Origin of the sequence: Burkholderia sp. lig30, assembly GCF_000687455.2 — a bacterium.
Taxonomy (GTDB): Bacteria; Pseudomonadota; Gammaproteobacteria; order Burkholderiales; family Burkholderiaceae; genus Burkholderia.
Genome location: NZ_JGVW01000033.1, coordinates 1 through 11,923 on the forward strand (window position 1 = coordinate 1; position 11,923 = coordinate 11,923).

Here is an 11,923-nt window from a genome sequence, read left to right on the forward strand (position 1 = left end):
TAGAGGTGCGCGCCGGCGCGCGGTTGACCCACATCAACGGACTCGTCCCGGCCGTGCGCTTGACGTGGGTCAACGCGCCGGCCGCGCCGCGGCCCAATAGTGAACGACCGCCCGCGGCCGCACGCCGGCGGATCGCGCGACGCGCGCGCTTGCCCCGAGCACGCCCCGCACTCGACACACGGGGTATCGCATAACGGAATGAATCATGGCCCTGATAGCGAATCTGGACGGCGCGCGCGACCAGTACCGGCTGTGCTTCGTGCGCGCGCCGTGGGCGTATTTCACGTGCCTGCCGCTCGACGAGCAATGCGGCGAGAGCTGGGCGGCGGTTCCGTACCAGGACGTCGCGAAGCCGCCTTACAGCGACTCGCGCACGCAGATCCTCAAGGTCGCGTTCGACGGGCCGCTGCTGCCGCCCGAAGCCGGCCGCCTCGCCTGTTCGTGCAGCGTCGAGCAGATCAACAACGGCGCGGCGCCGTGGCTGCGCAGCGAGAATTTCTTCGACGGCCGCTTGCTCGTCGTGATGGGCGGCGCGACGCTGCAGACGTTCGTCGAAACGATCGAGTCGGCGGGCGGAAGCGTGTACGGGCCGCTCGGCTGGGCCGAGTTGCCGCCGTGGGTCCCGCCGGACGCCCCGGGCGACCCGGATTAGCGGCCGGCGCGACCTCTCCCGCGACAACGCCCGGCCTCGCGCTGCGCAGCCGTCCCCTCAACCGCCGTCGCCCCATCCGCCGCCGAGCGCGACGTAGAACGCGACGGTGTCCTGCAGCCGCTGCGCGACCGCCTGCAGCCATGCGAGACGCGCCTGGTGGTACTGGCTGTCGGCGACCAGCAACGGGATGTAGCCGGTGATGCCGGCGCGATACCCGGCGTCGGCGAGCTTGAGCGCATCGGCGGCCGCGGCGAGCGCGCGGGTTTGCGCATCGAGCGCGGCCGCGTCGTTCGCGAGCGCGCGCAGCGTGTCGGCGACCTGCGAGAACGCCGACAGCACCACCTGCCGGTAGGCGGCGCCGGCTTCGTCGTAGGCGTCCTGCGCGGCGCGCCGCTGATACCAGAGCGTGCCGCCGTGAAACAGCGGCGCGGTGAGCCCCGCGCCCACGCTCCACGTCTTGCTGCCTGCCGCGAACAGGTTGCTCGCGACCGTGCTGTCGAAGCCGCCGGACGCGGACAGCGTGATGCTCGGAAACAGCGCTGCCGTCGCGACGCCCACCTGCGCGCTCGCCGCGTGCAGCTGCGCCTCCGCCTGCAGGATGTCGGGACGGCGCCGCACCAGCGTCGACGGCGCGGTGTCCGGCAGGTTCGCCGGCAGCGCGATGTGCGCCAGCGACACGGCCGGCGCCTGCCAGTCGGCCGGATACCGCCCGGCGAGCAGCGCGAGCAGGTCGTCCGCCTGCGCGCGCTTCTGCGCGAGCGCGGGCAGCGTCGCCTGCAGCGACGCGAGCTGCGTCTCGAGCGTCAGCACGGCCGCGTACGCGGTCGCGCCGGCTGTCACCTGCGCGCGCGTCAGGCGGACCTGCTCCTGCAGCAGCGCGACCATCTCGCGCGTCGCGTCGATCTCGTCGCTGTACGCGGCCCGCGCGATCATCGTGTTGACGACGTTGGCGCTCAGCATCAGGTACGCGCCCGCCAGCGCCTGGCGCTGCGCGTCGACGTTCGCGGCAAGCCCCTCGACCTGGCGCCGCTCGCCGCCCCAGATGTCGAGCGTGTAGCTGACGGTCGCGGACAGCGTGAACAGGTTGAAGATCGTCGGCGGCAGGCCCTGCCCGGTGCGCTGCGGCGAATATTGCTGGCGCGACGCGCCCGCCTGCGCGTCTACCTGCGGAAAGAAGATCCCCGCGCCGGCGCGCAACGCGTGCTCGCTGCGGCGCAGGGTGGCGTGCGCGCCGGCGAGCGTCGCGCTGCCGACGAGCGCGTCGTCGACGGCCGCGTCGATCGCGCGATTGCCGAATTGTGTCCACCAGTCGCGTGTCAGCGCGGCGCCTTCGGCCAGCGCCTGCGTCTGGCCGCCGCCGCGCCATGCCGTCCCGGCCGCGTCGCCGTCGGGTACGTAGCGCGACACGGATGGCGGCGGTGGCCGCGAGAAATCCGGCCCGACCGCGCAGCCCGCAAGCAACGCGGCGAGCGCCAGCGCGCCTGCGCCGAACCTGGCGGACGCGGCCCGGCGCATACGCGCGCCGCTACTTGCCGGCGATGTAGACATCGACGATCTGCCCCGGGAAAAGCCGCACGTCCTTGCGCGGCACCACACGGAAAATCACCGGCAGCACCCGCACGTCGACGCGCTCGGTGCGCTGGTCGGACAGCTGGATCTTCGGCGTGACGTACGGCTGCACCCGGTCGAACGCGAGATCGGCCTCGACCGACGTGCCGCGCACCTGCATGTGCGCCTTCAGCGACTTCGGGTCCGGCAACTGGTGGATCAGGATCTCGTCGACATAGCAGCGCACCTGCAGGCGGTCGCCCGGCGTGCCGAGCACGATGGCGGGCGCGTTGCCCTGCGAATAGGTGTCGTGGACGCCCTGCGACGTCAGGTACGAGCCGAGCGCCGCGTTCATCGCGAGCACGACGCCGTCGGCCGGCGCGCGCAGCGTATAGCGGGCGAGCAGCGCGGCGGACGCATCGGCCGCCTTGCGCAGCGCGATGGCCTGCGCCTCCTGGTTGCGCACGTCGTAGCTCCACGCGCCAGCGCGGGTGAGCTGGAACTGGCGCGTCACGACCTCGAGGTTCGTCGCCGCGACGCGCACGTTGTTCGCGGCGGTATCGAGCGTGTCGCGGCTCACCGCCTTCGGGTCGATGTCGAACGCGCGGCGCTGCTTGTCGTATTGATCCTGAGCCAGCTTCAGGCTTGCCTGCGCGGCCTTCACCTGCGCGCTCGCGACGTCGAGCACCTCGCGGCGCGGCTGCGCCTTCAGCTCGGCGAGCAGCGCGGCGGCGGCATCCGCCTGCGCGGCAAGTTGCGCGGCGGTCGCCCGCTGCACGGCGTCGTCGATCGTCAGCAGCGCCTGCCCCGCCTTCACCGCGTCGCCGTCATGCGCCAGGATTCCCGTCACCGCGCCCGTCACGTCCGGATAGACGTTGACGTTCTCGCCCGCGGGCTGCGCGCTCTCGACGATCCCGATCGCATAGACGCCGCGCGCGTACGGATTGGCGGCCGGCCGGAACACCGGCGGCTGCGGCGGCTCACGCCGGCTGTACACCCACGCGGCGCCGAGGCTCGCGAGAAAGCCGATGAACGCGATCACGAACACGAGCTTCTGCTTCATCGCACGCCTCCGCGGTCGATGCCGTTCAGCTTGCCGTCCTCCATCCGCAGGATCCGGTCCGCGTACTCGAAGATCCGGCTGTCGTGCGTGACGATCACGATGCAGCGCTTGTCGTTCAGCACGTCGTGCTTGACGAAATCGATGATCACGCGGCCGGTGTCGCCGTCGAGCGACGCCGTCGGCTCGTCGAGGATCAGCAGGTCGGGCTGGCTGACGATCGCGCGCGCGATCGCGACGCGCTGCTGCTCGCCGCCCGACAGCTTTACCGGCGGCAACCCCGCGCGATTCTTCAGGCCGACGATGTCCAGGTAGGTCAGCGCCTCGGCGATCGCATCGTCCCACGGGCGGCGCCGCAGGATCAGCGGGATCGCGACGTTCTCCACCGTCGTCAGGCGCGGAAACAGGTGATAGTCCTGGAACACGAAGCCGATCCGGTTCAGGCGGAATTCGGCGATCGCGTCGTTCGGCTGCTGCCACAGGTCGACGCCTTCGATCGATACCGTGCCGGATTCGGGGCGCAGGATTCCCGATATCACGCTGAGCAGCGTCGTCTTGCCGCTGCCGGACGGCCCGACGATCAGCAGCATCTCGCCGAAGCGCGCCTGCATCGACACGTCGCGCAGCGCCTGCGTGCGCGCGTCGCCTTCGCCGAACCACTTGTTGACGCCGCGCGCGTCGATCGCGATGCCGCCCACGCTCACCCCCGGAAGATGTCGAACGGCTCGATGCGCAACACGCGCCGAACGCCCATGTAGCTCGACAGCGCCGCGATCACGACCACCATCGCGAACGCGAGCCAGAGATTGCCGTACGTGATCAGCGCCGCGTAGTCCGGAATGCGCAGCTTGGCGAGCGTGATCAGCATGACGCACAGGCCGACGCCGAGGCCATAGCCGGTGAGCGCGGTGAAGGTTGCCTGGAACAGGATCATCGCGACCAGCTCGCGATTTTTTGCGCCGATCGCCTTCAGCGCACCGAATTTCTCCAGATTCTCGAGAATGAACGTGTAGAACGTCTGCCCGGAAATCGACAGGCCGATGATGAAACTGATCGTCGTCATCAGCAGGATGTTGGTGCCGAGACCGGTTTCGTACTTGTAGAAACGCGAGATGCGCTCGACGAACTCCTCGCGCGTGTAGGCCGCGTAGCCGAGCGCATTGACCACCGCCTTGATGTGCGGGATCGCGGCCGCCGATTTCGGCTCGACGAGGATGTACGACGTGGTGAAGCGCGTCGACGGGATGTACTGCACTGCGCGCGTGTAGGTGGTGTAGAGCGTGGGCGTGCCGAACAGCCCGCTGCTCGCGACCTTCGCGATCCCGACGATCACGCCGCGATGGTCGTTCAGCTCGAAATCGGTGCCGAGCTTCGGGTATTCGAGCTTGCGGAACTCGGTGTCTTCGATCGCGATGAAGCCGTTTTCCGCGTAGATGTCCTCGATGCGCCCCTGCAGCATCGTCGGGCGCCCGAGCAGGCTGGCGTCGTCGAGGCCGATCACCGTCACCGCCTGATACGTGCCGCTGCGCAACTTCACGAGCGCCACACCCGAATACAGCGGCACCGCGTACTTGACGCCCTCCGTGCTGCGCACCGCGTCGAGCACGTAATCCGGCATGCCGATGCTGTTGGCGATCGTCTGGACGGCCGGGTCCATCACCCAGACCTTCGCGCCGATGTTGATCACCGTCGACGACGATTTGTTCAGGATTCCGGAGAACAGCGAGGTCATTTCGACCATCAGCAGCACCGCGAACGTGATCCCGACGATCAACGCGGTGAACTTGGCGCTGTCATTCACGAGCAGCTTGAACGCAAGCCGCAGGATGCCTTTCATGATCGCCCCGCGCAAACGGGACGGCGCGTGTCAGCGCTCGTCTTTGGCAGTGGGATTGAGCAATGCGACGAACGCGGTAATGCCCGCCGCAAGCGCGATAACAGCGTACTTGAACACACGCTGGTTGTCGAACAGGAGGCCGTGCACCGCGCCGCCAAGCGCCCCGAGGGCGATAAATACGCTCACCGCAGCGAGCACGATCCGGTATTGCTTTCGTATCATCAAGGTCTCCATCCAGACGGCCGGCGGTCGCTGCCCGATGTCTTGAAGGCGACGGGGGGCGTTCCGGTGCGACTGCCGGAGGCAGATGTCATGATCGCTGCTTGGGCTGACGGGGCGTTGACATGGGTCAATTGCGGGGGATCGGCCCTGGTTCGGGAACACGGGATGGCGCGAGGATGCGGGGGGCTGCGGCCGGGATGCCGCGTCGTGCGCGGCGGAGGCGGGATGCGGCCCGTGCGCGGGGGCGCCGGACGGCAGCCCGTGCGCGGAGGCTGGCGCTTACGCCGTGCCGGGCTCGACCGCCGCGCCCCGCTCCGCGAGCAGTTCGCGCAGGATGCTGCGGTGGCAACGCCGCTCGTCGTCGCAGTAGCAGCCGATCGAGAAATGCGTGGTGGCGGACAGCGCGGCCAGCACGTCCAGCACCTTCGCCGGATCGCCATGGTTCATTTCCGCGCGGAACTTGCGGGCGAACGCGCGCCAGTCCGCATCGGTCTCGGCGGCCTGGGCCTGCGTGACCAGCTCGGGGCTCGGAGAGAGCGTCGGCAGCCATACGTCGTAGTAGTCGCGCGACGCGAACTCGGTTTTCGGCACGCCACGCGGCGGCCGCCGCACGGTGCCGATCCGCAGGCCCTCGTCGGGCGCGCGAGGCGAGCCCAGTTGCACGATTCGAATGGTCATTTGCGGTGCGCTCCTTCGACTTGAGGTTTTCGTCGCACATCGTACCGCGGCGCGGGCGGGCGCGACAGGCGTGCCGCACGCAGGGTGGGGGTGACCATCCCATTGAGTATTCGTCGTTGCGGTCCATGCCTTTGGAGATTCTGCGCCCGCTTACTCCGATTGTTCGGGTGATCCTGCCAGTCAATTCGTGCAAGGCTGCTTTATCGCAGCGGCACGGATCGCTACATTCTGGCTCATCGCCGGCCGATTGCTTTGTGGAGGTCAAGACGCCGGTTCCAATCGACAGTGCGATTTACGCTGAGGGAAACATCATGGGCAAACTTGCAGGAAAGGTAGCCGTTGTCACGGGCGCGTCGAAAGGTATCGGTGCCGCTATCGCGAAGGCGCTCGCGGCCGAAGGGGCTTCGGTGGTCGTCAACTACGCGAGCAGCAAGGCGGGTGCGGACGCGGTCGTGTCCGCGATTGCTACGGCCGGAGGGAATGCGGTTGCCGTAGGCGGCGACGTGTCGAAGGCCGCCGATGCGCAAGGTATTGTCGACAAGGCGATCGAAACTTACGGTCGCCTCGACATACTCGTCAACAACTCTGGCGTCTACGAGTTCGCGCCGATCGAAGAGATCACGGAGACGCAATACCGCAGGCAGTTCGATACGAACGTGCTCGGCGTGCTGCTCACCACGCAGGCGGCCGTCAAGCATCTTGGCGAGGGCGCGAGCATCATCAACGTCAGTTCGGTCGTGACGACCGTTACGCCACCGGCGAGCGCCGTCTATAGCGGTACGAAGGGCGCAGTGGATGCGATTACCGGTGTGCTCGCACGCGAGCTGGGACCGAGGAAGATCCGCGTGAACGCGATCAATCCCGGCGTGGTGGCGACCGAGGGTACGCACAGTGCCGGGGTCATCGGATCGGATTTCGAGGCCGTTGCGGTCGGCCAGACGCCACTCGGCCGCGTGGGACAGCCGGATGATATTGCGTCGGCCGTCGTTTTTCTTGCATCGGACGATGCTCGATGGCTGACGGGGGAGCATATCGTCGCCAGTGGGGGAATGCGGTAACGCGGGTTGGCGGAACTCGCCCCTGGGTCAGGCGCCCAGCTACGAGCTTGACGCAAAAGTACCGGCGCGCATTACGCTGCCTGCCTGTATGGCGAAACGCGCGTCGTCGTCAATCACTTCGTGCCGCGCGTTGCTGTGCGCACTGGCGACGTTGAACACCGCCACCGCCTCGCGCAGGCCGCCTGCGCCGCCAGCCAGCGTTTGCGCGGCGCCGGCCACCTGCTCGACGAGCGCTGCGTTGCGCTGCGTCGCCTCGTCCATTTCCGTCACGGCGCGATTGACCTGTTCGATATCGCTCTTCTGGGCGGCACACGCAGTCGCGATATTGCCCATGATGTCGGTGAGTTCATGCACCGAGCGCACGAGTCCCGAGATGCTCTCGCCCGCATCCGCAACGAGGCGGGACCCCGCCTCGACATGCCCGACCGATTCACCGACCAGCGCCCTGACCTCCTTCGCCGCATCCGCGCTACGCTGGGCCAGCGTGCGCACCTCGCCGGCCACCACGGCGAAGCCACGCCCCTCGGCGCCGGCACGCGCTGCTTCGACCGCCGCATTGAGCGCGAGGATGTTGGTCTGAAACGCAATGCCCTCGATGACGCCGATGATCTCCGCGACACGCGCCGAGCTTCCCGCAATGTCCTCCATGGTCGATACCACGCGCCCGACCACCTCGCCGCCCCTCCCCGCCGCTTCACAAGCGGCACGGGCGATGCTGCTGGCATGCGCCGCATCGGCCGAGTTTTGCGTCACGGCGGCGGTCAGTTCGGCCATGCTGGCCGCGGCCTGTTCAAGCGCTGCGCCCTGCTCGTCGGTGCGCTGCGAAAGATCCGTATTGCCGGCCGCGATCTCGCCTGCGCGCACCGCGATTGATTCCGCCGAGGTCTTGATCTGTCCGACGATCGACATGAGCTGCAAGCGCATCGATTCGAGCGAGGCCATCAGACTGCGACTGTCGTTCGGCCGAAGCGCCACCGCCACCGCGAGGTTTCCGCCAGCGATTTCGCCGGCGAGACGCTGCGCGTCGCCCGGATCGGCGCCGAGCTGCCTCAAGATGCTGCGCGTAATCAGGATCGCAGCCGCCACGCCCGCGCAGAGCGCCGCTATCACGGCGGCCACTGTGACCACCGCAAGACGCGACCACGTCGCGGACGCGGCATCCGCCGCATCGCGCGCGCGGCCCTGCTCAAGCGCGAGCAACTGGTCCAGCGTGGACAGCCATGCGACCTGCTTCGGCCTCACTTCGTGCACGAGCACTTTTAATGCCGCATCCTGATCATTGGCAAGCGCCCAGTTCATCGCCTCCTTCTCGACGAGCGGCAATGTCTGCGCCTCCTGGTCACGCAGCGCGGCGAAAAGGCGGCGCTCTTCCCCGGTGGTGAGCGGCGAGGCGTCAAACAGACGACCCAGCGCGCGATAGTTTTCAGCATAGGAAGCCTCCTGCGCCTTGATCGCCGACTGTTCCGCCGTGACATCGCTTTCATTGGTCATCACAGCCATGTTGCGGATGGCGATGGCGATACCGCTCACCGCACTGCGCAGGTTCGTCGCGCGCATCGTCTCGGCGTCGTGGATGAGCACGATGTCGTCCAGCTTGCTGCGAATGCTGGCCATGCCGGCCATGCCGACCACGGACAGGGCGACGAGCATGGCGAGCACGACGCCGAAACCGGCTGCCAGCCGGGTAATAACGCGGGTTTGAGCCATTTTGATCACCGTAGCGTTCAGAGCCGCGGAGGCGCGTCGGGCCGTCCGGCGCCGCCGACCTGTGTTGGGCCCCGCATCGCAGATCGCCCGGAAAAAGCAAATCTGCATGCAACGCGAGAGATTGAATGAGAATCGGGATTCAGCCTGCGCGACTCAATGCGCAATTGCCGGCCCTGCAAGGGCGCCCCCGCATGCGCAAACAATTCTTCTAATGGTTTTCGGAATCACGAATGGCCTGCTTGTTGCGCCGGTTCTCATTATTGCCCCGAGTATTCGAAGACCGCGCATCGCGATGCGGTGCTGCGTCCATTGTTCTTGAGGGCTCATGCTATTGCAGGCCATGCAGTGGAAATTAATGTATTTTTTTTGTTTTCAGTCGTTCAGACCGGCACTCCCCGATTTTCGATACCGTGAACCCGAGTCCGGCAACGCATTGATTTTCAGCGAGAAGCGACAGCCTGAAAAACCGCTTAAGTCGATTCGAGTCCAGATGGCGCCCCAACGCGTAAAGAAAAATCCCTGAAATTCGTCGGGGCTCTTTTCCCTTGGCACTCGACGGTCTCTGGAATCAAGTGCAACGTTTCGCTGATCCGGCGGCCGCCAATTCCATGGCCATGGCCTCCCAAGGTGTTTTCCAACACGACACAGCCTGCTACGCAACCGACCTTCGTCACGCTTTCGTCGGGAAGATTGCTGTCTATACAACAAGACCGTCGACACGCATTCCATTTTTCCCAGCCAGACCCCGCCTCACCCGCATCCATCGCCAGCATTGGCGCTCCCCGACTCATCCTCAGCGAAAACCCTACTTCCTCCCAATATTTTGATTCCGTATCTTGTATATACAACTCGCAGGCACAGCACCTCGTGTTGAACCCGCCACCGTCCTCCTCGGCGGCACCCAACCACCCTTCGGGAACCTTACGTCAATGAAGAAACTTGCCCTGTGCATGGCGATCCTGGCGATCGCAACCTCCGCCTCCGCGAAGGACTGGTCCACCGTCCGGTTCGGTGTCGATGCGAGCTACCCCCCGTTTGAATCGAAGAGCGCGGACGGCAAGCTGGTCGGCTTCGACATCGACGTGGGCAACGAGATCTGCAAGCGCCTGAACGCGAAATGCGTCTGGGTCGAAAGCGCGTTCGACGGCATGATCCCGGCGCTGAAGGCACGGAAGTTCGACGGCGTGCTGTCGTCGATGTCGATGACGCCGCAGCGTGAAGCGCAGATCGCGTTCTCGGCGAGACTGTTCCACACGCCGACTCGCCTCGTCGCGAAGAAGGGCTCGACTGCCCAGCCGACCGCTGATGCGCTGAAAGGCAAGACGGTCGGCGTCGAGCAGGGCTCGATCCAGGAAACCTATGCGAAGACCAGCTGGGCGCCGAATGGCGTGAAGGTCGTGTCCTACCAGGACCAGGACCAGGTCTATGGGGACCTGATCGCGGGCCGTCTGGACGCGGCGCTGCAAGACGCCGTGCAGGCGGACATGGGCTTCCTGAAGACCGCGCGCGGCGCAGGCTTCGAGTTCACGGGCGGCGACCTGAGCGACCCGAAAGGGACGCTCGGCCACGGCGCCGCCATCGGCCTGCGCAAGGAAGACACCGACCTGAAGACGAAGATCGACAAGGCGATCGCCGACATGATCAAGGACGGCACCTACAAGAAGATCGAAGGCAAGTACTTCTCGTTCGACGTGTACGGCTCCTGACAGCCAACGAGCCATCATGCAAACCCAGACCCATCCGTTGATTTCCCCGACGCTCGGCACCGAGCGTCACTTGACCAGCTTCCACTACGGCCCGGCCGGCGGGCAGAAGATCTACATCCAGTCGTCGCTCCACGCCGACGAGCTGCCGGGCATGCTGGTCGCATGGGAGCTCCGCAAGCGCCTCGACGCGCTCGAGGCGGCAGGCAGGCTGCGCGGCGAAATCGTCGTCGTGCCGGTACCCAATCCGATCGGCCTCAACCAGCGGCTGCTCGGCCAGCTGATCGGCCGCTTCGAAACAGGCACCGCGGCCAACTTCAACCGCAACTTCCACGATCTGGCCGAGCTCGTGATCCCGCGCATCGAGCCTCGCCTGACCGGCGACGCGCAACAGAACCTGCTCGCCGTGCGCGCCGCCATGCGCGAGGCGCTCGACGAGCAGACGCCGGCCACCGAGCTCGAATCGCAGCGCCTCGCGCTGCAGCGTCTGTCGTACGACGCCGATGTCGTGCTCGACCTGCACTGCGACTTCGAAGCCGCGATGCATCTGTTCACGAACCCCGACTTGTGGCCCGATGTCGAGCCGCTCGCGCGCTATCTCGACGCGAAGGCCTCGCTGTTCGCGCTCAATTCGATCGGCAATCCATTCGACGAGATTCACAGCTTCTGCTGGTCCGAGCTGCGTGCGCGCTACGGCGAGCGCTATCCGATTCCGAACGGCTCGATCTCGGTGACGATCGAGCTGCGCGGCCAGTCGGACGTGACCTACGCGTATGCCGAGCGCGACGCGAACGCGATCGTCGAATACCTGACGTACCGGGGCGTCATCGACGGTACGCCGGCCCCCTTGCCGCCACTCGAGTTCGCGGCCACGCCGTTCGCCGGCACCGAGTCGCTCCGCGCGCCGATGTCCGGCGTGCTCGTGTTCCGCACGCCGCTCGGCGTCCGGGTCGAGCCCGGCCAGGAGATCGCCGATGTCGTCGACCCGCTGACCGGGCGCGTCGCCACGATCAGGAGCGCCATCGTCGGCGTGCTGTATGCGCGGCACCGCACGCGCTTCGCCACGGCGGGGATGGAGGTCGCGTCCATCGCCGGGGCCAAGCCGATTCGAAGCGGCTCGCTGCTGCCGAGCTGAGCGCTTCGCCGGCCGTCAGGTCGAGGTCGGCGAAGCGGTTTCTTTTCGCCGGATCGGAACGAAACCCACTTGCAGGCCGAAAAGCTTCGCAATGCTGTTGAGCGAATCGACGGTCGGATTGCCGGTCCCGCGCTCGATGTCCTGGATGACCCGACGGCTCACGCCCCGGTGCGCGGCGAATTCCTCCTGTGTCAGGCCGGTCATTCCGCGCATCGCCTTCAAGGCCTCGGGAATGCTCATGTCGCCCCGCTCGATCCTTTCATAGAAGGCGCGGCGCAGGGTGTTCTGCTCGTCACGGGTCAGCGGGTTCCGACGGGGCATGA

The 11,923-nt window shown here is 66.7% G+C and carries 12 protein-coding genes; 4 read left to right on the forward strand and 8 right to left on the reverse strand.

All coding sequences use genetic code 11. The features are described 5' to 3' along the window. Positions 1-205: 205 nt before the first annotated feature. Complete coding sequence (locus LIG30_RS02060; RefSeq protein ID WP_038709255.1) at positions 206-652, forward strand: hypothetical protein; 447 nt, start codon at positions 206-208, stop codon at positions 650-652. A 57-nt stretch (positions 653-709) separates the two neighbouring features. On the opposite strand, the gene LIG30_RS02065 is transcribed toward LIG30_RS02060, so the two are convergent. The 6 genes from LIG30_RS02065 to LIG30_RS02090 all read right to left on the reverse strand — a co-directional run bounded on the left by LIG30_RS02065 (position 710) and on the right by LIG30_RS02090 (position 5,997). After that, positions 710-2,200, reverse strand: coding sequence for an efflux transporter outer membrane subunit (locus LIG30_RS02065; protein WP_038709256.1), 1,491 nt, complete (start codon positions 2,198-2,200; stop codon positions 710-712). Beyond that, positions 2,178-3,263, reverse strand: a complete 1,086-nt coding sequence (locus LIG30_RS02070; protein ID WP_038709258.1) for an HlyD family secretion protein — start codon at positions 3,261-3,263, stop codon at positions 2,178-2,180. The genes LIG30_RS02065 and LIG30_RS02070 overlap by 23 nt, the downstream gene beginning before the upstream one ends. Next, entirely contained in the window at positions 3,260-3,958 is a 699-nt protein-coding gene (locus LIG30_RS02075; RefSeq protein WP_083493857.1) for an ABC transporter ATP-binding protein, read from the reverse strand. The genes LIG30_RS02070 and LIG30_RS02075 overlap by 4 nt, the downstream gene beginning before the upstream one ends. A gap of 2 nt (positions 3,959-3,960) precedes the next feature. Then, the gene (locus LIG30_RS02080; protein ID WP_038709261.1) at positions 3,961-5,097 is read right to left on the reverse strand and encodes an ABC transporter permease; all 1,137 of its coding nucleotides are present in this window, start codon (positions 5,095-5,097) and stop codon (positions 3,961-3,963) included. A gap of 30 nt (positions 5,098-5,127) precedes the next feature. Next, on the reverse strand, positions 5,128-5,319 hold the full coding sequence (locus LIG30_RS02085; protein ID WP_038709316.1) for a DUF2964 family protein: 192 nt from the start codon (positions 5,317-5,319) through the stop codon (positions 5,128-5,130). 279 nt (positions 5,320-5,598) lie between these two features. Further along, a complete protein-coding gene (locus LIG30_RS02090; RefSeq protein ID WP_038709263.1) occupies positions 5,599-5,997 on the reverse strand; it encodes a DUF488 domain-containing protein in 399 nt (132 codons plus the stop codon). A 311-nt stretch (positions 5,998-6,308) separates the two neighbouring features. Here LIG30_RS02090 and LIG30_RS02095 point away from each other — a divergent pair, with 311 nt between their 5' ends. Beyond that, positions 6,309-7,055, forward strand: coding sequence for a glucose 1-dehydrogenase (locus tag LIG30_RS02095; protein WP_038709317.1), 747 nt, complete (start codon positions 6,309-6,311; stop codon positions 7,053-7,055). A 39-nt stretch (positions 7,056-7,094) separates the two neighbouring features. On the opposite strand, the gene LIG30_RS02100 is transcribed toward LIG30_RS02095, so the two are convergent. Continuing rightward, positions 7,095-8,762, reverse strand: coding sequence for a methyl-accepting chemotaxis protein (locus LIG30_RS02100; protein WP_160326670.1), 1,668 nt, complete (start codon positions 8,760-8,762; stop codon positions 7,095-7,097). A gap of 929 nt (positions 8,763-9,691) precedes the next feature. Here LIG30_RS02100 and LIG30_RS02105 point away from each other — a divergent pair. Beyond that, positions 9,692-10,468 (forward strand): ABC transporter substrate-binding protein, encoded by a 777-nt coding sequence (locus LIG30_RS02105; RefSeq protein ID WP_038709264.1) that lies wholly within the window; start codon positions 9,692-9,694, stop codon positions 10,466-10,468. A gap of 16 nt (positions 10,469-10,484) precedes the next feature. Next, on the forward strand, positions 10,485-11,600 hold the full coding sequence (locus LIG30_RS02110) for a succinylglutamate desuccinylase/aspartoacylase family protein (protein ID WP_038709265.1): 1,116 nt from the start codon (positions 10,485-10,487) through the stop codon (positions 11,598-11,600). 15 nt (positions 11,601-11,615) lie between these two features. Here the strand turns inward: LIG30_RS02110 and LIG30_RS02115 are convergent, their stop codons facing one another. Next, positions 11,616-11,921: a helix-turn-helix domain-containing protein gene (locus LIG30_RS02115; RefSeq protein ID WP_038709266.1), complete on the reverse strand. Its 306-nt coding sequence runs from the start codon at positions 11,919-11,921 to the stop codon at positions 11,616-11,618. Positions 11,922-11,923 lie beyond the last annotated feature (2 nt).